Source organism: Acinetobacter sp. SAAs474, from assembly GCF_032823475.1.
Lineage (GTDB): Bacteria > Pseudomonadota > Gammaproteobacteria > Pseudomonadales > Moraxellaceae > Acinetobacter.
In genome coordinates this window covers 2,734,013-2,757,760 of the sequence record NZ_CP127915.1, presented here as the reverse complement: position 1 = coordinate 2,757,760, position 23,748 = coordinate 2,734,013, and the positions used below count along the sequence as shown (strand labels likewise).

Genomic DNA, 23,748 nt, shown 5'->3' with positions numbered 1-23,748 from the left:
ATGATTAATATAAATTACTAAAATCAATGCATATTATAAATCAAAATTAATACTATGTTTCTACTCACCCTAAGTGAACTGTACCGGGTTTGTCGGAGACATGACTTAACGAGTTAGTCTTATCATAGTATATTGCTTCAAAATCAACAGACGACATATAACCCAATGCATGGTGTACACACTTTTTATTGAACCAATCTACCCAGTTTAGTGTCGTAAGTTGTACATCAGCTAAACCTTGCCAATCTGCTTTTAAATATTCAATCACTTCTGTTTTGTATAAGCCATTTAGAGCTTTCTGAATTAGAATGTAATTTTAGATTTTCTAAAATTAACATAATACACCTTATACGAAATTTTAAAAATAAATCTATCTTTTTGGTAATTAACAAAATTTAAAAATTTCGTATAAGCATCATTATGTTAAATAGTGGTAAAACCGATTAGATAAAACAAATCAATTTCTTATGCAAATCATTATTATTTATTCTTAAAATTTATTACATTTATAATTAGTATTATCTCATCAATGTTTTAAAAATTAATCATGCTAAATAAAAGCAAAGAACCTCAATCATTATTAAATGACTATGTATTTATAAATAGTCAAAACTATTCTATTGAGAAAAAACCTAGTGCAATGCAGTTCTTTTTTACCGAGCTCAGTATTTATTTACTCATCTCACTAGGGCGTGTCCTCATTTGAAGAATAATATTTAAACGCCTAGAATTAAGCTCTACTTTATCTCCATTTCAATATTTTTCAATGGCACGTACTTTTCTCACAGATGATATTTGGCAACAGATTCAAGTAACAATGAAATTTCATGGTTGCTATAGCTCAAAGAACAATAGAAATATTATGGAAGCTATTTTATGGAAACTACGCACAGGTGCGACATGGCGTGATATTCCTCAAGAGTTTTGCCCTTGGAAAACTGCTTATAACCGTTTTAATCGCTGGGCTATGAAAGGCTTATGGGATAAATTTTTTTCAAATTACGAGGCGAATGGGTATTCATTGATGGAAGCTACATACGCGCGCATCAGCATGCAAGTGGAGTTCGGCATGGCTTCGAGCGTGCAATTGGACAATCTCGTGGAGGACTCACAACAAAGATTCATCTTGCAACCGACGCGAATGGATTACCGATTGATTTTAAAATCACTGGGGGTGATGTCCATGACAGCCAAGTTGCAGAACACCTCATAGATCTAATTGAAACAGCAGATTATTTAATCGCGGACAAGAGATATGATTCTGAACATATCAGGAAGTCAGCTAGAAATCGAAAAATGATACCTATTATTCCATTAAGATCAAATAGTAAGAAATTCAATCCTGATTTTGATAAGTACTTATATCGCTTAAGACATTTAGTTGAGAATACCTTTGCAAGATTAAAACACTTCCGTGCGATAGCAACTCGATTTGATAAACTCGCACGTAATTATCAGTCTATGATTTATATCGCCTGCATGTTCATTTGGTGTAAATCTAAATGAGGACACGCCCTAGTCAGGCAAAAGTATTTGAAAAATAAATGCTTTTAAAAATTAAAGTCCCTAGAATTTAGGGACTTTTTTTATAGCTCATTAATTTACTTAATAACTGGCTTAAATGAGCTTATAACGCTTGATCCGATAAGCAAATTGAGCACGTGTAAGTCCTATCTTTCGTGCAGCCTTTGTTACATTATATCTCGCTGAAATTAACGCATCCTTATACACATCGGCCTCACTCTTAATAGGCGAATATTCTACTCCTATCTGTGAAAACTCATCTAAGGCCTGGTTGTTTTTTTGAGGAGTGATGGATTCCTCATTCAATCTACCATTTTCACCGAGCGAGAACGTATTAGTTTTGTTAGTGATTTCCCCACCTCTAAATAAATGATGAATATCAATTGGATGATCTGGATCTACCATAATTACAGCACGTTCAATCAAATTTTCTAATTCACGTACATTACCCGGAAAATCATAATTCAATAGCGTTTTAAGTGCTTGTGAGGTAAATCCTGGAATTTTTCTTTGATAAAGATGACAAAATTGCTTTAAGAATGCTTCCATTAAAAGTGGTATATCATCGCGCCGTTCTTTCAAGGGAGGTAGACTAATCGGAAAGACATTTAATCTAAAGAATAAATCTTCACGGAATCTTCCCGCTGCAACTTCATCTCGAAGATCCACATTAGTCGCTGCAATTACCCTAACGTCCACTGGAATCAGCGTTGTCCCACCGACACGTTCAATTTTCCGTTCTTGTAATGCTCTTAATAATTTTCCTTGAGCAACAAAACTTAAAGATGCAATTTCATCCAAAAAAAGAGTTCCTCTTTCTGCACGTTCAAACCGCCCAGGCCGAGAAATTGAGGCTCCAGTAAAAGCTCCACGTTCAACACCAAAGAGTTCTGACTCAATTAAAGTATCAGGAATTGCTGCACAGTTAATCGCAATGAAGGGGTCATTTGCACGCAGGCTGATCTTATGTAAAGTTTGTGCAAAACGTTCTTTACCTACACCAGAAGCACCTATAAATAAAACCGTTGCTTTCGTTGGTGCAACACGCTCAATGAGATGTCGTGCTGTGCTAAATGCTGTTGAAATACCAATCAAATTTTGAGTTGGGGAAATTGGCTCTTGAACAATTGTATCTTTAATAACAACCGATTGATTATTCAATTTACTTTTTGACATTACATAGTTCTGCCGGATTTGTTTTGCAGAAGCATCTGGTTGAAAATAATGCAAATCCTGCTCAATATCATCCCATTCATCTGCTGGTTTGCCAACAAAACGACAATATTCTGCACCTCGAGTTCGACAATCTAGCTCTCGGTAAACAATCCTTTTCCCCATAAAAGCACTAGCATAACCACTAGCATAACCGACCTGCATCCAACAGCTAGTTTCAGTACCTATGCCAAATGCAGAAATATGTTCATCTGCTTCGTGAGAATCTTTCAAAATAAGCTCGGAGAAAAATTTCCCTGTTTCAATATCGAATTCCGAAGATTCTGAGTGTGGTCGAATTAATCCTGCTATACGAAGTGTTTGTGCACCGAGAGCAAATGTTTCAGCAATATCCCTACCAGAATTAATCTTCATGATCTTTTCTGCATTATGGAAGCCACTGCTATAAGCTACACGTGTCAGAATAGACCGTGCTTGTTCTTGACCAACGGAAGCAATCAATTCACGTCTAAGCGCTCCAAGTGCAGAACATTCCCAAAGAACAAGCCGTTGGTCTCCAAACCATATACGACCATCCTCAGGTGAAAAAATAAGTTTATCGGCTATTGCACCTAATTGTGGTGGCATGCTTGGATGAATACTAACATTTTTATGGGATCTAATATTCTTTAGAGCCGATCTTTCCATGATAAAGCCTATATAAGTTTTTAGGTGGATCCATCCACTGTTGATAATAATTTAATCATAAAATTGTGATTTTTTCATCATAAATTTATCAATCATATTTTAATTAAATTAATATAAATTGTTGATTTAATTATATATTTATAATTGGCACAGCTCTTGCTACATAGATATTGGGATTAATATGAACTCAAAAGGACTTTTATGCTTCAGGACAAAACGATCATTGTTACAGGTGCAGCTTCTGGCGTAGGTGCAGCAACAGCTTCACTACTTGCATTACAAGGGGCTAATGTCATCTCTGTAGATATCAACCCACCTACAAATCCAGTTGGAGAGTTTTATCAGGCTGATTTATCTAATAAAGCTTCAATTGATCAGCTTTTAAGTGCTTTACCATCAGGAATTGATGGCTTAGCAAATATTGCTGGTTTACCTCCCACTAAAGCTGCCGAATCGGTCATTGCTGTGAATTTGGTGGGATTAAAATATTTAACTACGGGATTGATTCCAAAATTATCAAATGGCGCTTCGATCGTAAATATTGCTTCACTAGCAGGTATCGGCTGGCCGGAAGCCAAAAATTCGATTGACGCTAGTGAAAATCTTACATTTGAAGTTATTCCAGATTTTTGCAAGACATATGGAGTTATTGGTCCACGCAGTTATTTCTTTTCCAAAGAAGCTTTAATTGTTTGGACAATGAAAAATCGATGGACATGGCGTGATCGCGGCATCCGTATGAACAGTGTTAGTCCTGGTCCAGTCGATACACCAATTCTGAAAGATTTTCTTGAAACCTTGGGTGCTCGAGCTGAAGAAGATATGCGAATTATGGACCGTCCAGGTACACCTACGGATATTGCACCTGTAGTTGCATTTCTTATGACTGATGGCTCAGCGTGGATTAGAGGAACAAATATTCCTGTTGATGGTGGAATGTATTCTCATGTGCAATGCCAAGTACATGGATATACCACTTAGAACAGTAGAGTAAAACTGTGGCAAGGATTATGCCATTGAAGTAACAAAAATATGGAAAAAGGAAAAATTCTGTATGAAAAAAACATATCAAATTATTAGCACTCAAAGTAAAAGAACGAGTCTTATCTTTGCATGTACTTTAATGTTATCAACCACAGTCATGGCTACAGAAAATGGCGGTAGTATGTATAACCATGGTGGCGAGAATTTCAATATTGGTGCAATGCCTCCAACTGGTACTTATTACATGTTATACGGTGGATATTACCATGCGGACAAATTGATGGATGATAAAGGTAAAGAAATTCCCGTTGATTTTGATATCAAAGCAACATCACTTGCTGCACGTATAGTAAAAGTCACTGATTTACATTTCTTAGGTGGCCAATTTGGCTTTTATGGCATTTTACCTTTAGTCGATCTTTCGGTCAAAGTAGCAGGCGAATCACAAGATAAAACAGGAATTGGTGATGCCGTTTTAGGAGCAGGTTTAGGCTACCATTTATCAGACAAATTGCACTATGCCTTCAGTTGGGATCTTGGTCTACCTATAGGTAATTATGACAAAAATAATCTAGCCAACCTGGGGCGTAATTATTGGACGTTGCAAAATGTCTTTGCTGTCACATATCTACAATCTCATGGTTTAAATGCTGACCTTAAAGTCATGTATGACATTAATACACGTAATAAAGATACTGATTACCGTTCAGGTCACGAATTACATACTGATTTTGCAATTGGTTGGGGATTCGGTAACGGTTGGACAGCAGGTTTAGGTGGGTATGCCTATCAACAAGTTACTGATGACAAACAAGCTGGCCAAACGATAGATAACAATCGTGGACGTACCATAGCGATTGGCCCTTCATTGAAATATGACGCGGGTAAATGGTTTGTAACAGCTAAATATGAAAAAGAGTTTGAAGTTCGTAATCGCGCTGAAGGTGGTGCTTTTAAATTAAAAGCAATTTTACCTTTTTAAGTCAAATTTCAATTAAAAAAGCGTAAGGGCGTACCTATATTAGGTATGCCAAGCATGGCTACATTCATTATTGCAAGGATAGGAGATCGCAATGGATCAAATTAAAACAGAAACAATCCCTACTAAATATTTAATTGTCGGTGCAGGTCCTATGGGATTAGTGGTTGCACGTGCATTTTTACGTGCAGATATAGAATTCGAGATGGTTGAACGCCATCGGGACGTAGGTGGAATCTGGGACATCGAGAACCCTGGTTCACCAATGTATGAAACCTGTCATTTTATTACCAGTAAAAAGTTGGGTGGGTTTGTAGATTATCCAATGCCTGAGGATTATCCAACCTATCCATCATGGCGTTTGGTACTGCAATACATTCGTCAAATGGCTAAAGACTATGGAATCTATCCTCATATTCGTTTTAATTTAAGTGTAAAACTTGCTGAACCAATTAAAGTTTCAGGTGTAGATGCCTGGAAAGTCACTACTGATGATGGTGATACACGTGTTTATCGTGGTGTAGTTTATGCTAGTGGCCAACAATGGAAACAATATATTCCTAAATTTTCCAATATGGATAAATTCCAAGGTGAATTATTAGCCGGAAATCAATATAAATCGCCAAAGCAATTTGAAGGCAAACGTGTACTAATTGTTGGTGCAGGTAATAGTGGTGTTGATATTGCTGCTGATGCTGCTGAGTATGCAGAAAAGGCTTTTTTATCAACACGTCGTGCCTATCATTTTTTACCAAAACAGGTCTTTGGTATACCTACTCCTGACTTGTTAGATGGCCGAATTCCACCACCACCGATTCCAGGTATTAATGGTAAATTGAGCCAACAGCAACTTGCTGAACTAGCTTTAGCAGTTGTAGGTGACTTAAGCCATTATGGGTTACCTGTACCAACAGAACCTCTTGGATCGACTCAAGCAATTGTCAATGACACTATCTTACATTGTTTTACTCATGGCACATTAAAGCATGTTCCAAATATCAAAACTTTCCACGAAAACAAGGTTGAATTTGATAATGACCAAATAGAAGAAATAGATTTGGTATTGTTCTGCACAGGTTACGACATTGAAATTCCATGGTTACCAGAAGGTATCGTTGACTATGACCAAGGCCATCCAGTGTTTCACATTGGTGCCATCGCACCTAAAGTCCGTAATTTCTATGGGGTTGGAGTAATTCATCCAAGTCGTGCAGATGCTTGGACTGTATTCGATCAATTATCACAAATAATTGTCGCTGATGCTTTAGCAACACTTACTGGTAAAAGCAAAGAAGCTATGGAAATTGTACGTAACGAATTCAATCCAGATTTACACGGTGATTTCCCATTCTTAGATGTTCGCCGTAATGCAAACCAGGTCAATATTCAATTATTAAATGACATGATTGATGAACTCGAAACACGTTTTGGCATAGCAATGCCAAGTCAAAATAAACCAGGATTCTATCTAGATCCTCGCAAAGAAAAACAACGTGCAGCATCTTAAGCATACTTACATATATTTTATAAGGATATAAGCAATGTCAAACTTGCAATTACCACCGGTTGCTAGCATAACAGGTAAGCATCATGGTGAGATTGGAATGGAACTAAGAGAAGTATTCTCGCGTTGTTTAACCCGTACCAAAGGTGGAGCACAGCTCTTTATTTCCAAAGCAGGAGAAACAATAGTTGATCTTGCCGGTGGCAGTATGTCAGTTGACACTCCCGTACAAGTTTTTTCAGTATCAAAACTAATTGTTGCTATTGCATCAGCTCATGCTCATGCTCATGGTGTACTTGATTTAGATGAACCTTTGGCAAATTATTGGCCAGCTTTCAATCGTGCAGAGACAAAAACAATAACTGCTAGGATGATTCTAGATCATTCTAGTGGTATCTGTGGTATTGAGAAGGTATTGTCGGTCAATGATTGGCTTACTGATGCTTTGGAAGAAGAAGTTGCTCTGCAAAACCCATTTTGGAAACCAGGTACCCAGCATGGATACCATGCTTTTACCTTTGGCGCATTAATGGCTGGTGTTTTTAAGCATGCTGTCAAACTTAGCATTCAAGATTATGTCGCAACACATATAACAGGAATATTAAACTTCGATGCTGGTACAGGTTTCTGGTTTGGTGCACCTGATGAAATTCTTCCTAAATTGGCAAAACTAAGTTTTGACTATCCGATTCTGACAGAAGCTCAAGCTGCTGCGCTCATGAATGGTCAAGCGATTCCAGACGGTTCATTTGCACCAATCCTTCAAGCTGGTCCAGCTTTCTTTACGGATACTCGTGTTCAACAATCCAACTGGCCAGCAGTGTCAGGAGTCAGTTCTGCTCGTGCATTAGGACATATTATGAACGCCACATTAGGTTATGGCGTATCGAAACCCTTACTCAGTGCATCTGCTTTAAATGAGATGATTCTAGAACGTCATTATGGTATGGATCGAGCATTAGCACATGTGAGTCGATATGGTTCTGGTGTAGAACTCCCACATAGTTTTAATCCTTACTTAGGGGGACGTTCTTTTGGTCATCAAGGTGCTGGTGGATCAGTAGTGGTTGCTGACCCTGATAACGCTATTGTATTAGCTTACACATGTACACATTCAGCCAGTACGGTTGGCATCTCAGACCAAGCAATCGCTTTGATGTCTGCAACCAACTTATTAATCTCACCATAAAGTTGGAGTAACTCAATAATGAAAGAAGTGTTTGTAAAAGACTTAAAAAGTTATCAACTTATTGATGCACCGGAACCAAAAATCCAATCATCAGGGGATATTATTGTCAAGGTACAAGCCACAACCGTATGTGGCTCTGATGTGCATTTGCTTGAAGGACATATGCACACGCCATGGGGATTTGCACTGGGTCATGAATTTGTTGGAGTCGTTCATGAACTCGGGTCAGATGTTAAAAATTTTAAAATTGGTGATCGTGTGGCATCACCCGCGGCACCTTACTGCGGGCAATGCCCTCAATGTAAAAAAGGTCAAATCCAAGCCTGTGAACGAGGGGGAATTTTTGGTTCAGGTGAAGGCCTCGGTAATCTTGGCGGTGCACAGGCTGAATTTGTACGTGTGCCATTCGCTGATTCATGTGTTGTAAAAGTTCCAGATTCTGTTAGCAATGCTCAAGCTTTGACAGTCGGCGATATCTTAGCCACGGGTTGGTCGGCAGTGAAAAATGCCGTCAAGGAACCTGGAAAAACCTTATTAATCTTTGGCGCTGGACCGGTTGGTCTATCAGCCGTACACACTGCTCGATTAGCAAGCGTCGCTCAAGTGATTGCTGTTGATACTGTAGAAGATCGCTTAGAACTAGCAAAAAAATTGGGTGCAACACAGTGTATTAATCCTAAGCAACAAGATGTCGCTACAGTTATTAAAGAGTTAACAAATGGTCGTGGTGTAGATTCGATTGTTGATGCGGCCGGTGTCGCAGGTACGATTGATGAATGGCTCAATGTAGCTGCCATTGGTGCAAAAATTGCTATGGTCGGCATTCCAAGCCACCCCATTGAGCTAAACCTAACTGAATTCTTAATGAAAAATATCTCTCTTTGGACAGGCTTAGGGGATTTAAGCACTATGCCAATGCTAATGGAAATGATTGCCGCAGGTATCCTTGATCCAAGTCCTATATTCACAGAAGAAGTAGCATTCGATGATATAGAAACAGCCATTGAGGAGTTTATGGAACGGAAACCTGGGCTAATTAAACCACTTATTAATTTAAATTAAATTACTAGTACAACAATAAAAACACGGAGTGTTAAAAATGAATACGTCATTAATAGATACAGGGCATGGACGCATGGCGCTAATTATTGCTCATTGTGCGGGAATGGTTGATTTAATTGGATTACCACTATGGGTAGGTGTGTTAATTGAGCATTATGGGTTTAACCCACAACAAGCTGGTGGACTAGCAACTCTTTTTCTAGCTGGGATTGTCATTTCAAGCTTATTGCTCGCACCACGTTTTAATCGTTTGCCTAAAAGAATGATAGCAACTTTGGGATTTATGATTTCTGCAGTAGGATTTTTCATCGCTGCTAAAACAATAAATCCTAACATCTTAATGGTATTACATGCTATTTGTGGTATTGCTACAGGTGCTGCATTAAGTATGACACATGGTACTATTTCTCAAGGACATAGTCCTCATCGATTAATGGCAATGGCTGGTGTCGCCTTAGGTATATTTGCTGTAATTTTTATGGCAATCGTGCCTCAATTAATTATCAACTATGGTGGGCAGACATTGTTTATGGTATTTGGTACGGTAATGGTGATAGCAGCCTTGACTGTATTCACTTCATTTCCAGAAAAAACTACTGTAATTCAAAAAGAAAATTTAATATCAAACCATCATTTAGCTTTTCCTCGTGCTGTGTGGTTTGGCTTAATTGGATTTGCATTTGTATGCTTATCACATGCAATGACTAATAGTTTTGTTGAACGTGTTGGCGTCGATCATGGTTTTGCCCGTGAGCATATTGCAATTGCATTATTTGCCATGGCTGTCATGAGCATTATTCCAGGGATACTTGCTGCTTATTGTGAGAATAAATTATCTGTGCGGTCAGTACTAATTATAACCCCTATTTTGCATGCATTGATGATTACACTACTCATGAATTCAACCACGTTCCCAACATATGTACTAGCGATGATCTCATTACCAGGTCTTATGATTTTCATGAATACATTTGCCTTTGGTGCAATTGCAAAATTGGATCCAAGTGGACGTGCACTCGCTGCATTTCCTGCATCAATTATGGTGGGTTCAGCACTTGGACCTTTAGTGGGCGGCACAATTGTTAAAGTATCTGGCTATAGCGCTTTAAGTATTTGGGCTCTATTAATCTGTATCTTCGTTGTAATATGCTTTTTAGGTTTAACCAAACGTAATACAGCCTCCGTACTGATTAGAAACTAAATAAAAATTTTACCTAAACGTGCGGGATACATTTCTCGCACATCATTATATATTTAATCGTTTTTAAGAGTATTTATAAAAATGAATGCACTCACCAAATATACAGCACTCAACAAACAATACATCAATGGCAAATGGTGTGAGGGTACATCTGCACACCAAACAGAAAATATTAATCCCTATACACAAGAGCTGTTACATACTTTTAATAATGCAAGCAAACAAGATGTAGATACCGCCTATCAGGCTGCTCAACATGCACAACTTGCTTGGGATAAAACTTCACCAACTGAAAAAATGAATTTGATTGAAGGTTTAGTTCGAGTTATTCAGCAAAGAGGTGAAGAAATTATTGATTGGCTTATTCAAGAATCTGGTAGTACACGTCTGAAAGCAACGATTGAACTAAATGCGGCACTCGGTATTATTCAAGAAGCACACACATTTCCATTACGTGTGACAGGAGAAATATTACCAACATGTGTGCCAAATCAAGAAAGTCGAGTTTACCGTAAGGCTCTCGGAGTCATTGGGGTTATTAGCCCTTGGAACTTTCCATTTCATTTAAGTATGCGTTCAGTGATTACAGCAATAGCAGCAGGCAATACAGTCGTATTAAAACCTGCCAGTGATACGCCTGTCACTGGGGGTACATTATTAGCAAAATTATTCGCAGAAACTGGATTTCCTGCTGGTGTGTTCAATGTTGTGGTAGGGTCTGGTAGTGAAATAGGCGACTATTTTGTGGAACATAAAATACCTAGTTTGATTTCCTTTACTGGCTCTACTGAAGTAGGCAAGCGAGTTGGTCAATTGGCTGTCAGTGGCAAATATATTAAACGAATTGCACTTGAATTAGGTGGAAATGCACCGATGGTGATATTAGATGATGCTGATATTCAACAAGCTGTCGATTTGACAGTGATGGGACGCTTCTTGCATCAAGGCCAAATTTGTATGAGTACTAATCGTGTGATTGTTGATGCAAAAATTTATGAGGAATTTGTACTATTACTTGAGAAAAAAGTAAAGTCATTAAATGTAGGTGATCCCAATATCATGGGAACTATTGTTGGGCCAATTATTAATACCAACCAAATCCAAAATATTGAACACTTGATATCTCAGGCAAAAATAGACGGTGCAAAATTACTTGTTGGTGGAGAAACCCAAGGAAATATTATACCTCCACATGTATTTATTAATGTAGACCCACAATCCGCATTAGCACGTGAAGAAAGCTTTGGTCCCGTTTTGCCAGTAATTAAGGCTCGAGATGAGGTACATGCTTTAGAGCTAGCAAACGATACTGATTATGGCCTCTCAAGTGCAGTTTGTACTAGAAACCATGAGCGGGGGGTTAAATTTGCCTTAGGTATTGAAGCAGGTATGACACATATTAATGACATCACTATTGATGATCAACCATATGCACCATTTGGAGGTGAAAAAAATTCAGGCTTGGGCCGTTTTAATGGCAAATGGATACTTGAAGAATTCACCCGTACACATTGGGTAACAGTGCAGACTCAAGCAAGAGCTTACCCTGTTTAAGCAGTAAGGTGTTTTTCCTTTAGTACGGCTTTGTTGCATAAACCTAGCATCAAAGGCTTATTCAGCAATATAATTTCAAAATGAATAAGCCTGCCTCTAAAATCTACCGTACAACCAATTGGCCATCCTATAATCGAGCTTTAATTAACCGAGGTAATATTTCCATTTGGTTTGATCCAAAGACTCAGTGGTATCCACAACCACAAACGAAATAAGGCCGAAGTCAAACTTACTTAAACACCGCTATTCAATGCTGCTTAATGATCAAATCACTATTCAGACTCTCTTTACGTATGGTCACAGGTTTTGTTCAAAGCCTAAATTGGTCAGCTCCAGATTACACTAAGCTTTGTAGAAGACAAAAGCATATTGATATTTCGATTAGCTATCAAAAAAGTAGCGATGGGCTACATCTACTCGTAGACTCTACTGGCTTTTAAGGCGTAGGATTTCTTTCTTTGCCTCGAACAGTTCATGTTCATCAGCGTTGTTGCGTAAAGGCTGTACCGCCTTTAGTCATTTATAAATGCTGTGCTGTGATACACCTAAACGTTCTGCCACATCAGTGACAGAATATCCACGTTCAGTAATCAATTTAACAGCTTCATCTTTAAATTCTGGGGTGTATCGTTGTCCACTCATAATGTTCTCTCCTATGCAAAAAGAATAGACGATATTTGTCTAGGAGAGTGATGGCAGTCCAAGAATAGACGATATTTGTCTAGAATTTTGGTGGCTATTCAAGGGTCATATCACTTATATAAAGTAATTAAAAAAACTTATGTTTCAATGGCTTTTAAAAAATCATGATTTAAGTAAATACGAAGATTAAAATTTTAAAGATGATTTTTGGTTTCATCGTGACATTTTCTTAGGAAAAATAGTCTCGGAAAAATCAGATGTAGTTCAGTTATTAATTGCTGTTTATAGGTATATCTACCTATACAAATCGGTATTTTTATAGATTCTGTTGGTATTTTCCTTATTGCATTACACGATTTTGACTATTAGTCCTTAGCTTTTTCCTAATAAAAGCACAGATTCATCCTTATATTTCCCTGCCATGTTTCAAGTCTAGATTAAGTCATGTGCTTGAGGCTGAGAAAGCCCTGCAAATAAAGACTTAGAGAATGAGGGGGGAAGCTGTAAATGCTAAGCAAATATCTGAAATCAGTGGCATTGACCACAAGCCTGATCAGCTGTGCACCATTCGCATTTGCAGCTGAAAATGGCGGTAGTGCCTATCCGGACGGTACAGAAAGTTTTCTGGGTGGTGTGATGCCACCACCAGGCACTTATCTGATGAGCTACAACCAGTTTTATTCAGCAGACAAATTCAAAAATGATCATCCGGTATTTGATGATTTTAAACTCGATACCTTTGCCACAGTCGCGCGTGGGGTGTATGTCAGTGACAAAACCTTTCTAGGTGTAACTTGGGGCATGCATGCGTTTTTAGTGTATGCCAATGCCGACATCACTTTGGGAGGTGGACAAGATGAAAAAACTGCATTGGGTGATGTGATTCTCGATCCATTCCTGTTGGGCTGGCACAAAGGTGATTGGCATCTGGCAACGGGTGTCGATTTCTATATCCCAATTGGTTCCTACAATAAAAATCGCCTAGCCAATATCGGCCGTAACTACTACACCATTCAACCGGTTTTTTCTGCAACTTATCTGAACCAGCAGGGCATTGAAGTCAGCACCAAGTGGATGTATGACATCAACTTTGAAAACAAAGATACCAATTATGAATCGGGTAATGCCTTACATGTAGATTACCTTATCGCCAAGCACATGGGACCTCTGGCAGTCGGTATAGGCGGTTATGTGCATCGCCAGCTTGAAGGTGACTCCGGTGAAGGAGCAGTGCTAGGCGATTTCAAGGCAAAGGCAGCCAGCATTGGTCCACAAGTACGTTATCAATTTCCAAAAGGTATCGCTGTCGCCGCCAAATACCAGAAAGAATTTGAGGTTGAAAACCGACCTGAAGGTCAGAAATTCGCACTTGATATCACCATTCCATTTTAAGACCAAAATATTGAATTAGGGAAACGCATATGAAATTCGATAACCAGGAGTCTGCAGCAGGCAGTGCCAATGCAGTGGACTATTTAATTGTGAATCAATATTCAGGCGGGATAGTCGGCCCTAGCCAACGCATGCTAGGTCCACTAAAAAATGGCGGAACTTTAAAAGCCGGTACACCTCCAGGCTGTTGGGGTCCAATGATTACGCCTGCATTCCAGGGCGGTCATGAAGTGACATTGCCTGTGTTTATTGAAGGTGCAGAAGTGGGTGATGCGGTTGCACTTAAAATCAAGAAAATGAAAGTGACTTCGATTGCGACGTCTTCAGGGGTGATGAGCTTTGTTGAAGGACGCTACCATGGCGACCCGTTTGTGGCAAAATATTGTAGTTCATGTGGTACAGAACAACCGGCAAGCTATGTTGAAGGCATCGGTGAAGATGCGATTCGTTGCAAAAACTGTGATGCAGAAGTCAGTGCTTTTGAGTTTTCACATGGCTATGTGATCGTGCTGGATGAAGAAAATAAAGTGAGTCTGACTGTAAACCAGGAAATCGCGAATAAGCTGGCTGGTAATGCCAATGAATTATCTGCATTACCTGAATATGCAGCACAACATTCGATCCTGTCACTGGCACGTGCTGACATGCCAGGTGTAGCAGCACATATGCGTCCGTTTCTTGGCAATATGGGTACAACACCTTCACGTGACTTACCAGACTCACATAACTGTCATGACTTTGGTCAGTACCTGATTAATGCACCGCACAAATTTGGTATGACAGAAGATGAGCTTGTTGCCGCAAAAACTGATGGCCATATGGACACTAACTCAATTCGTCCAGGTTGTATCTTGATCTGTCCGGTTAAGGTGCCAGGAGCCGGTGTGTACATGGGCGATATGCATGCACAGCAAGGCAATGGTGAAATTGCTGGTCATGCCACAGATGTATCTGGTGAAACAGAACTGCAAGTTGACGTGATTAAAGGCCTGACTATTGATGGTCCGATCCTGCTACAGGCACCAGATGATCTTCCACCGATGGCCCGTCCATTTACCAAAGAAGAAAAAGAGAAAGTGAAAGCACTCGGTGAACGCTGGGGTCAGACCGAAATCGAAGAAAGCGCTCCAATCACATTTATGGGTACTGGTAAAAATCTCAATGATGCGACTGAAAATGCACTCAATCGTGCGGCTAAAACTACGGGTTTGAGCTATGACGAAATCATGAACCGCTGCACCATTACCGGTTCCATTGAAATCAGCCGTCTACCAGGTATGGTACGAGCCACGTTCCTGTGTCCAATGTCAGTTCTGGAAAAACTCGGCATCGCAGATTTGGTGCGTGAACACTATCAACTTTAATCAAAAACTAGATTTAACAACAGCTGCAGTGGTATCACGCTACGGCCTATAAAAGTAAAGCACTTAGAAATTTGAACAGGAATGTTATATGAACAGTAATTCTAAACTCCGTTGGGGCGAACTTTATCCTGAACTCGGTATTGAGCCTATTCCAATCGAGCCGTGTATTTCACCAGAAATCTATCAGAAAGAAATCGACAAGGTGTTTTCTAAAGTTTGGCTGAAAGTCGGTCGTGTCGAAGAAATTCCAAAGAAAGGCGATTATAAGGTGAAACGTCTGGATTTTGCTAAAACTTCCGTGATTCTTATGCATGGTAAAGATGGTGAGATCCGTGGTTTTCACAACATTTGTTCGCATCGAGGTAACAAAGTTGTGGTGGAAACTGATAACGAAACTTTCGGTTCAAACAAAGCTGCGGTTGTGACCTGCCGTTTCCACGGCTGGGTCTATGATGCCAAAGGTGATCTAGTCAACGTGCCAGAAGAAGAAAAATTCACTTCTTGCTTTGACAAAGGCCATAACGGTCTGGCACCAATCCGTACCGAAGTCTGGGAAGGCTTTATCTTTGTGAACTTGGACAATGAAGGCACCCAAGATGTAGAGGAATTTCTGGGCGGCATGGGTGAGCATCTGGGTGGTTATCCATTCCATGAAATGGAAGAATGTTTTGCCTATAACACGGTGCTGAACTGTAACTGGAAAGTCGCGCATGATGCCTTTGCTGAAGCCTATCACGTGGCAACCATTCATGCCGGTTCATTCCCGAATGTCTTTGCATCCGGCCTGCAAGAAGTACAGCTGTTTGGCGATCATCGTACCTGTGCGGTTTGCCTCACTAAAAATGCCAATCCTAAACCAGCTGCTGCACTTTCCGGAGAAATTACGGGAGCATCACTAGTCAATCACTACGAACGTACGCAATTACCCAAGTCAGTGAATCCAAAGGACCGTGATGATTTTTCATTTGAGCTTTCCGTCATTTTCCCGAATATTCTGGTGCATGTGACAGAAGGTGTATGGTTTACCCATCAGTTCTGGCCAGTTGGTCACAACAAAACCCGTTGGGAAGGCCGTTATTACCTGCCTAAAGCAAAAACCTATTCAGAGCGTTGGGCACAGGAATTTACTCAGATACTGCAGCGTAATGCCTGGTTAGAAGATACTGCAACCATGGAAGATACCCAGGAAGCACTGGAATCTAAAGCCAAGAAAGTCATGCACTTACAGGATGAAGAAATCCTGATCCGTCATGGTTACCACGTTCTTGAACAATATCTGAATCGCGCATAAGGAGAATGCACATGTCAAACATCATTTCACAACTCCCGGCTGACTTTGCTGCTCTGGAACCTTTTGTAGCGAAGTGGGCACTAGGAACAGCTAAACAACGTCATATGGCCCGTCTGAACTCAACCAAGGAAGCGTTGCAGGCATTCTATGATGCGATTCTTCCAGAAATGCGTAAGCTGCTGGCGGCATTAGACCAATATCCATTGGGCTCATTGCCGGAAGAGTTGCACAAGCTGTATTGGCTCAGCCTGAGCTTTGCAGAAATTGCACCGCATATCGAACTGTATAAAGCGTCAGTCGGTGTGCCATACGCCTTTGAAGAAACCCGGTTTGTCTATGAAAGCGGTGACATGGTTAATGTTTAAAAGGAAATAAAGATGAACCAGCACAATTTTGAAGCGCGTTTGCATTATCTGGAAAGCTGTGAAGCCATTCGCAGCTTGGTCGGCCGTTATGCAACCGCAGCTGACCAACGCAACAATCCAGTCATTATGCAGCATCTGTTTCATGAAGATGCGGTCTGGTGTGCCAAAGGTTTTGGTGAATATCATGGTCAGCAAAACATTCTGGATGCGCTATCTGGGATTGCCAAAACTCAGGTGCTATGGAGCCTGCACATTATGGCCATGCCGGATATTGAAATGCTGGATCATCAGCATGCCAATGTCCGCTGGATGCTTTGGGAAGTCTGCAACCTTGCCGAGAAAGCCACCAATTGTCTGGGCGGATTTTATACCTCCAGTGTTCATCAGGATGAAGACGGGCTCTGGAAATTTGACCATGTGGAATTGAACCTGACGTTTAATCAGCCGTATCCGACAACTTGAGTACATATAACGACAGTTGCTGCATCAGACACGGCGCAAAGAGGAATTCAAGAGATGAAAAAGATCGCAATTATTGGTGGTGGGCAGGCAGGTTTATTACTGGCATTCTCATTACTCGAACACAAATATGATGTCACTGTATATATCGATCGTCCAGCAGATGAGCTGCTACATGGCCGTATGGTCAGCACCACCATGTTCTTTGCTAATACCCTGGAAGTTGAACGCAAACTGGGCCTGAATTTCTGGGAAGGCAAGGCATATCATGGAGAGGCAATTCATGTCGACTTCCGTGCGCCAGACGGTACGATTGTATTGCCTTTGACCGGGTTTCTACATGAAAATAAAGGCATTGCCATGGATCAGCGTACCAAATATCATCGCTGGCTAGAGGAATATCCTCGCCGTGGTGGCAAATTGGTCATTCAAAACGTCAGTCCTGAAGATCTTGAAGTGATTTCATCAGAAAACGACCTCACCATTTTGGCTGCCGGCAAGGGCAACATCACCAGCCTGTTTAAGCGTAATGAAGCCCGCTCAGTACATCAGGCTCCACCACGTAAACTGGCCGCAGCTTTGGTAGTCGGTGATGATCTATGTGGTCCCGACAGCTGGCAGGGGCAGCCATCGCAAACCTTGCACTTTAACTTTATTGCCGGTGCGGGTGAATATTTTAGCATGCCATTTTACAGTCATACCCATGGTCCATGCCGTAGCTTCCTGTTTGAATGTGTACCAAATGGGCCGATGGATATCTTTGATGACGTGACTAGTGGTGAAGAAATGCTGCAACGTATGAAAGAAGCAGTCGCCAAAGTGACTCCAGACCAGAGCTTCCGCATGGTGGACAATATCGAAATAAGTGATCCGAACGCCTGGCTGAAAGGGGCATTCCGTCCGGAAGTCCGTTATCCAGTGGCGACCCTGAACAATGGTGCTGCAATATGGGGTATCGGTGATACAGTGATGGTCAATGACCCAATTGCCGGACAGGGAGCAAATAATGCCACCCGTATGGTGGAGCATTATTTACAGGCCATTCTGGCGCATGATGATGAAGCTTTTACTGCTGAATGGATGACACAAGTCTTTGATGACTTCTGGGAATATTCAGGTCGCTATACCACTGAATTTACCAATCTGTTGCTGAATCCGCCAAGTGAAAGCCTGCTTCAGGTTTTGGGTGCAGCTGCACAAAACAGTATTATTGCTGATGACTTTATGGGGCATTTCAATCATCCTCGTGGTTTCTGGCCAGCGGTTGATGGTGCAGAAGGTGCAAAAGAATACCTGTTGCGCAAGGAGTTTAATCATGCAGCTGCCTGAAGTGTTATGGCAGGATGTTGATCTTGCCGAAGCAAAATCGCTTCGGCAGGCCTTTGGAGGCTTTGCCACAGGTGTCGCCATCGTGACCTGTTTGGATAAGCAGCAACAGCCTGTCGGGTTAACCATTAACTCATTTAGTTCAGTATCTTTAGATCCAGCTTTAGTGCTATGGAGCCTAGTGAATCATTCCCCAAGTCGCACTATTTTTGAAACAGCAGAATATTTTGCCATCAATATTCTGGGAGCAGATCAACAAGAGATTGGTCTAAATTTTGCCAAGCCGATTGCCGATAAATTTCAGCATGGCATGTGGAATATTAAACAGTCGAAAGCACCAGTACTTGAAGGCTGTGTAGTACAGTTCATCTGTAAAAATGTAAAGCAGATTGAAGCAGGTGATCACCAGATTTTCCTCGGAAAAATTGAGCAATGCCGTCACAGCAACCAACGTCCATTGCTGTTCTGCAAAGGACAATTCAATGAGTGGCCGCAGTACAAGGAGGTTTCATGACTGATCTTAAAAATAAAGTGATACTGGTCACAGGGGGAGCGACTCACATTGGCCAGGTCGTAGTCAAGGAGTTAAAGGGCTTAGGTGCCGAAGTCATCATTGCTGATATTAATGAAACCTTGGGGCAGCAAGTTGCGACTAACACCAATGCGACGTATGAATATCTGGATCTGGCAAACGATGACAGCATTCAGGCATTAAGTGCAAAACTTACACAACTGGATATTTTAGTGAATCTGGCCTGTCTGTACGAAGATCATGGATCTCAGTCGACACGTCAAGATTGGCAGAATACCTTTAATGTGACCGTATTTGGTCATGCAGCATTGGTACAGGCATGTAGATCAATGCTACAGGCCAGCAATGATGGGGCTGTAATCAATATTGGTAGTGTCAGCGCCCGCATTGCTCAAAAAGAGCGTTGGGTTTATCCGGCATCGAAAGCTACTTTAGAACAGCTGACCAAAAGTATGGCATTAGATCTTGCCAGTGATGGCATTCGTGTCCATACCTTGTCTTTGGGCTGGACCTGGTCTGTCCCGATGCAGATGATTTCAGGTAATGATCGTCCTAAAACCGATCGTGTTGCTGGCCGTTTCCATGTACTGGGTCGTATTGCCGATGCCGAAGAAGTGGCGGAAGCTTTAAGCCTACTCTGCAGTCCAAAAGCCAAACTACTCACTGGTAGCACCATCCATGCTGATGGGGGTTATCACACTTTGGGGCCTGAAGCAACAGATTCGCCGATTGAGGAGTTGAGTACATGAATATTCAAGTGAACAATATTGCTGAAAAATTTCTTTGCCTCACTTCGGATATTGAAGAAGGCGAAGGTTTACAGGTGATGATTGAGGGTTATCCACCACTGGCAGTTTTTCATCTGGATGATGGTGAATTTTATGTTACCGATGATACCTGTACCCATGGCGATGTATCTTTGGCTGATGGTGAAGTTGATGGCTGTGAAGTGGAATGTCCATTCCATGCTGGTGCTTTCGATATTAAAACAGGTGAACCGTGTGGTGCACCCTGCAGTATTCCACTTAAAACCTACACCTCATTTGTACGTGATGGTCAAGTGTATTTGATGGAGTAATACGCTATGTATAAAATCCAGATTGAAGGACAGGAGCAATTTCAATGCGCAGCAGACGATGTTCTGCTACGTGGCGGCCTCCGTCAGGGAGTTGGTTTACCCTATGAATGTAATGCTGGTGGTTGCGGAACTTGTAAAATTGAAGTGCTGTCAGGCGAAGTAGACAACCTGTGGGCTGAAGCACCTGGATTGAGCGACCGAGATCGCCGCAAAGGCCGTTTGTTGGCTTGCCAGTGCCGACCAAAATCGGACTGTGTGATTAAAGTTCGATTAAATGAGCAATGCACACCTAAAATCCTGCCGAAACAGCAAGCAGTGACCTTAAAGCATGTGCAACCGATTACGCATGACATTCTGGAAGTTCATTTACAGGCAGATACACCCGCCCGGTTTATTCCAGGACAATATGCGCTGCTCTGGGTAAATCAGGAATTACTGCGCGCCTATTCGATGTCGAACTTGCCGAATGATGAAGGGCTGTGGGCGTTCCAGATTCGCCGTGTGCCAGATGGCAAGATGACTAACCTGCTTTTTGATGAGCAACAACGACAAGATGCCGTGATTCAGATTGATGGTCCTTATGGACTGGCACACTTGCAAGAGCAGCCACGTCCGATTATTTGTGTGGCAGGTGGCTCAGGCTTGGCACCCATGCTCGCGATTGCACGTGGGGTTGCAGTCAATCCACATCTACAGCATCACAAAGTCTGGTTCTTCCATGGCGGACGTGAACAGCGCGATTTGTTGACTGAAAATCAGCTCAGGGATTGGACCGAATTGGGCGAACGTCTTAATTACGTGCCTGCCACGTCTTCAGAACTGATAGACGGCATCCGTTCCGGTTTCATTCATGATGTCATCAATGATGTGCTGGGTGAGCAATTACTTGAATATGAGATTTACTGTGCCGGACCACCGCCGATGGTGAAATCTATTGAACAGATGGCACATCAGGCGGGGATTCCACAACAACAGATTCACTTTGATCGCTTTTTCTAAGTTAAGCTAAATGAAATGATCAGGCGATAGTTAACCCATCGCCTGCATGTTTTTTCCCCGGCACATCAGCACCATGTTTACAATTTGTGCAATCGACTCCGTCCCCAGTTTTTGCCGGATATGGGTGCGATGAATTTCAACTGTCTTATGACTGATATTCAGTATCTGTGCAATATGTTTGCTGGACAGGCCATCGACCATTAAATTAATAATTTCATTCTCACGTGGTGACAATGACTTCAGTTTCAATAATTGCTGTTTGCGATTTTCACCTGTGACAAAGTCCTGTTCTGCCTGTTGCAGGCAGGCCTGAATCTGGTTCAGCATATGCTGCGGATTAAACGGTTTTTCCAAAAAATCAAAAGCACCGGCTTTCATTGCATTTACTGACATTGGAATATCACCATGACCGGTCATGAAAATAATCGGAATATAGGCTTTTTGCTGATTAAGCTGTTGCTGTAATTGCAGGCCACTCATACCGCGCATGCGAATATCCAGAATCAGGCAGGCTGGAGTATTCGGCCGTGGATAATTTAAAAATTCGGTCGCACTGCTAAATGTTTTGGTTTCTAGCTGAACAGAGTCCAGCAACCAGGTTAGTGAATTTCGGATATCCTGATCGTCATCAATAACGTAGACAATGGGTTCGGGAACATGAGAATTATTTAAATACATTTAGCACGCTCCTGTGCAGACAATGAAATATTAAAAATTGCGCCAGATTCACCTTGGCAGACCCATAAATAACCCTGATGGTTTTCAATGATGCTACGTGATAAAGTCAGTCCTATACCCATGCTGTCTTTCTTGCTTGAATAAAAAGATTCGAACAGCTGTTCCGGATTTTGTCCTTGCAGTCCCGGACCATTATCAGCAATCGCAATCCGTGCATGCTGGTTATGCTGCCAGGTCCGGATATAGATATCACGCTGACCTTCAGGATTACGTTGCAACGCATCTACCGCATTAAAGACCAGATTAATAATGACCTGGCTAAACAGGGTTTCATCAGCACAAATAGAAACCGGCATCACACTCAGTTCATAATGGATGGTACAGCCACCCTGATCAGCTTTCAGTCCAATCAGGGGATGCAAATCCTGAATCAGTTTATTTAGCGAATAAACCTGAAAATTAGCTTCGCCTTTGCGCAGAAAGCTGCGCATACTGTGAATAATCTGGTTAACCCGTTTGGTCTGATCCAGTGCGGCATTCATGGCATCCAGCGTTTCCGTGGTATTGGCCAGACCATTTTGAATACGGATAATGCTGCCACCGACATAATTATTGAGTGCAGCGAGAGGCTGATTCAGTTCATGCGCCAGTGCTGTCGCAAGTTCGCCCATGGTTTTACAGCGTGACATATGGCCCAGCTGGCGTTCCCGCGCCCGTGCCATTTCTTCCGCTTCAATCCGTTCTGTAATGTCGCGGTAGTTGATCAGGATTCCCTGAATATCCAGATGGTCGAGTAGGTTGCGATAGGTTGCTTCATGGTGCCGCCATTTACCATTATGGTGCAAAATTTTATAATGCAGCACACCAATAGACTGTTCATCCGGTTTTTTAAATAACAGTTGCCGGACTTTAATACGGTCATCCGGATGAATCACGCTCAAGACATTTTTATTTAAAACAAAGCGGTCACGATAGCCCAAAATATGTTGTAGAGAAGGGCTGGCATACACCAGTTTTCCTTGCAGATCCAGAATTGCGATGCCATCCCCCGAGTTTTCCAGTAGCATCTTGAAATACTGATCTTTAGACTGCAGCTGATATTGATATTTCTTAATTTCACTAATATTACGAACCAAAGCCAACAGTTTGGGTTGATGTTCAATTTCAACGGTTTTCAGGCAAACTTCAACAGGAATCTGCTGCTGATTCTGCGCTTGAATCATCCATTCGAACGTAATCGCTTCATGGCTGGCGGCTTGTTGAACCTTTTTTAATGCATGGTGAAAATTGAAACCGTGGCTATGCGCACTGATTTTTTCCACACTCATTTTTGTTAATTCGGATTTGCTGTAACCGGTGAGGTTTTCAGCTGCTTCATTGACGTCCATGAACTCAACACTGCCGATATCATGTACAAAAATAGCATCACCCGCCTTATCAAAGATGGTTTGATAATAATTTAAGCTGGTCATTCTGTTCCTTACCCTGGATGGCGTCCGGCTATCTGGTAGAGGTGTGTTCGATCTTCACTGATAAACACTTGTAATTATTGCATTTCATACTACAGTAAACTGTTGGGTGATGCAATTAGACTGGAAGTTTAATTACATACTTTAAACAGATGGAAATGCGAACTTAGGTGCTTATCTTTATGCATTTATCAAGCAATTCTAGTGCCAAATTCACATAAAAAATCGACAATTTGATTCTGTTAATTTTTATCATTTCAGATGGAAAGGAAAACTTTAAGCTATTAAAAGGCACT

The 23,748-nt window shown here is 41.3% G+C and carries 21 protein-coding genes and 4 pseudogenes; 20 read left to right on the top strand and 5 right to left on the bottom strand.

Annotated features, from left to right (window positions below):
- Nucleotides 1-64: 64 nt before the first annotated feature.
- Nucleotides 65-292: pseudogene (locus QSG86_RS13825) on the bottom strand (IS3 family transposase); the annotation flags it as partial.
- A gap of 474 nt (nt 293-766) precedes the next feature.
- Between QSG86_RS13825 and QSG86_RS13820 the strand changes: the two are divergent.
- A protein-coding gene (locus QSG86_RS13820; RefSeq protein ID WP_410487471.1) for an IS5 family transposase occupies nt 767-1,506 on the top strand; the annotation gives its coding sequence in 2 pieces (ribosomal slippage) (nt 767-989 and nt 989-1,506; 741 coding nt in all).
- Nucleotides 1,507-1,617: 111 nt separating this feature from the next.
- On the opposite strand, the gene QSG86_RS13815 is transcribed toward QSG86_RS13820, so the two are convergent.
- Entirely contained in the window at nt 1,618-3,384 is a 1,767-nt protein-coding gene (locus QSG86_RS13815; protein WP_317032037.1) for a sigma 54-interacting transcriptional regulator, read from the bottom strand.
- Between the two features lie 201 nt (nt 3,385-3,585).
- On the opposite strand from QSG86_RS13815, the gene QSG86_RS13810 reads away from it, so the two are divergent.
- From QSG86_RS13810 to QSG86_RS13775, 8 genes and pseudogenes are all read left to right on the top strand, one after another.
- Nucleotides 3,586-4,365: a coniferyl-alcohol dehydrogenase gene (locus QSG86_RS13810; RefSeq protein ID WP_317032036.1), complete on the top strand. Its 780-nt coding sequence runs from the start codon at nt 3,586-3,588 to the stop codon at nt 4,363-4,365.
- 73 nt (nt 4,366-4,438) lie between these two features.
- Nucleotides 4,439-5,350: a transporter gene (locus tag QSG86_RS13805; protein ID WP_317032035.1), complete on the top strand. Its 912-nt coding sequence runs from the start codon at nt 4,439-4,441 to the stop codon at nt 5,348-5,350.
- A 91-nt stretch (nt 5,351-5,441) separates the two neighbouring features.
- On the top strand, nt 5,442-6,854 hold the full coding sequence (locus QSG86_RS13800; RefSeq protein WP_317032034.1) for a flavin-containing monooxygenase: 1,413 nt from the start codon (nt 5,442-5,444) through the stop codon (nt 6,852-6,854).
- A gap of 34 nt (nt 6,855-6,888) precedes the next feature.
- A complete protein-coding gene (locus QSG86_RS13795) occupies nt 6,889-8,040 on the top strand; it encodes a serine hydrolase domain-containing protein (protein WP_317032033.1) in 1,152 nt (383 codons plus the stop codon).
- An 18-nt stretch (nt 8,041-8,058) separates the two neighbouring features.
- The gene (locus QSG86_RS13790; protein WP_317032032.1) at nt 8,059-9,102 is read left to right on the top strand and encodes a zinc-dependent alcohol dehydrogenase; all 1,044 of its coding nucleotides are present in this window, start codon (nt 8,059-8,061) and stop codon (nt 9,100-9,102) included.
- A gap of 37 nt (nt 9,103-9,139) precedes the next feature.
- Nucleotides 9,140-10,303, top strand: a complete 1,164-nt coding sequence (locus tag QSG86_RS13785; protein ID WP_317032031.1) for an MFS transporter — start codon at nt 9,140-9,142, stop codon at nt 10,301-10,303.
- 81 nt (nt 10,304-10,384) lie between these two features.
- The gene (locus QSG86_RS13780) at nt 10,385-11,857 is read left to right on the top strand and encodes an aldehyde dehydrogenase family protein (RefSeq protein ID WP_317032030.1); all 1,473 of its coding nucleotides are present in this window, start codon (nt 10,385-10,387) and stop codon (nt 11,855-11,857) included.
- An 80-nt stretch (nt 11,858-11,937) separates the two neighbouring features.
- A pseudogene (locus QSG86_RS13775) lies at nt 11,938-12,291 on the top strand (transposase); the annotation flags it as partial.
- Between the two features lie 85 nt (nt 12,292-12,376).
- On the opposite strand, the pseudogene QSG86_RS13770 reads toward QSG86_RS13775, so the two are convergent.
- Nucleotides 12,377-12,499: pseudogene (locus QSG86_RS13770) on the bottom strand (transposase); the annotation flags it as partial.
- A gap of 507 nt (nt 12,500-13,006) precedes the next feature.
- Between QSG86_RS13770 and QSG86_RS13765 the strand changes: the two are divergent.
- From QSG86_RS13765 to QSG86_RS13715, 11 genes and pseudogenes are all read left to right on the top strand, one after another.
- Entirely contained in the window at nt 13,007-13,891 is an 885-nt protein-coding gene (locus QSG86_RS13765) for a transporter (protein ID WP_317032029.1), read from the top strand.
- Nucleotides 13,892-13,920: 29 nt separating this feature from the next.
- On the top strand, nt 13,921-15,255 hold the full coding sequence (locus QSG86_RS13760) for an acetamidase/formamidase family protein (RefSeq protein ID WP_317032028.1): 1,335 nt from the start codon (nt 13,921-13,923) through the stop codon (nt 15,253-15,255).
- Between the two features lie 88 nt (nt 15,256-15,343).
- Complete coding sequence (locus tag QSG86_RS13755; protein ID WP_317032027.1) at nt 15,344-16,546, top strand: aromatic ring-hydroxylating dioxygenase subunit alpha; 1,203 nt, start codon at nt 15,344-15,346, stop codon at nt 16,544-16,546.
- Between the two features lie 11 nt (nt 16,547-16,557).
- Complete coding sequence (locus QSG86_RS13750; RefSeq protein WP_317032026.1) at nt 16,558-16,911, top strand: hypothetical protein; 354 nt, start codon at nt 16,558-16,560, stop codon at nt 16,909-16,911.
- A gap of 12 nt (nt 16,912-16,923) precedes the next feature.
- A complete protein-coding gene (locus QSG86_RS13745; protein ID WP_317032025.1) occupies nt 16,924-17,373 on the top strand; it encodes a nuclear transport factor 2 family protein in 450 nt (149 codons plus the stop codon).
- Nucleotides 17,374-17,427: 54 nt separating this feature from the next.
- Nucleotides 17,428-18,699, top strand: a complete 1,272-nt coding sequence (locus tag QSG86_RS13740; protein WP_317032024.1) for a styrene monooxygenase/indole monooxygenase family protein — start codon at nt 17,428-17,430, stop codon at nt 18,697-18,699.
- A complete protein-coding gene (locus QSG86_RS13735; RefSeq protein WP_317032023.1) occupies nt 18,686-19,210 on the top strand; it encodes a flavin reductase family protein in 525 nt (174 codons plus the stop codon). Before QSG86_RS13740 ends, QSG86_RS13735 begins: the two co-directional genes overlap by 14 nt.
- Entirely contained in the window at nt 19,207-19,977 is a 771-nt protein-coding gene (locus QSG86_RS13730) for an SDR family oxidoreductase (RefSeq protein ID WP_317032022.1), read from the top strand. Before QSG86_RS13735 ends, QSG86_RS13730 begins: the two co-directional genes overlap by 4 nt.
- A complete protein-coding gene (locus QSG86_RS13725; protein WP_317032021.1) occupies nt 19,974-20,306 on the top strand; it encodes a non-heme iron oxygenase ferredoxin subunit in 333 nt (110 codons plus the stop codon). The genes QSG86_RS13730 and QSG86_RS13725 overlap by 4 nt, the downstream gene beginning before the upstream one ends.
- Nucleotides 20,307-20,312: 6 nt before the next feature.
- Nucleotides 20,313-20,492, top strand: a pseudogene (locus tag QSG86_RS13720) (2Fe-2S iron-sulfur cluster-binding protein); the annotation flags it as partial.
- A gap of 36 nt (nt 20,493-20,528) precedes the next feature.
- Nucleotides 20,529-21,305, top strand: coding sequence for an FAD-binding oxidoreductase (locus tag QSG86_RS13715; RefSeq protein ID WP_317032583.1), 777 nt, complete (start codon nt 20,529-20,531; stop codon nt 21,303-21,305).
- 30 nt (nt 21,306-21,335) lie between these two features.
- Here QSG86_RS13715 and QSG86_RS13710 read toward each other — a convergent pair whose 3' ends face one another.
- Nucleotides 21,336-21,983 carry a response regulator transcription factor gene (locus QSG86_RS13710; protein ID WP_317032020.1) on the bottom strand — a complete coding sequence of 216 codons (648 nt, stop codon included), beginning with the start codon at nt 21,981-21,983 and terminating at the stop codon, nt 21,336-21,338.
- Nucleotides 21,974-23,455 carry a PAS domain S-box protein gene (locus tag QSG86_RS13705; protein ID WP_317032019.1) on the bottom strand — a complete coding sequence of 494 codons (1,482 nt, stop codon included), beginning with the start codon at nt 23,453-23,455 and terminating at the stop codon, nt 21,974-21,976. The genes QSG86_RS13710 and QSG86_RS13705 overlap by 10 nt, the downstream gene beginning before the upstream one ends.
- Nucleotides 23,456-23,748 lie beyond the last annotated feature (293 nt).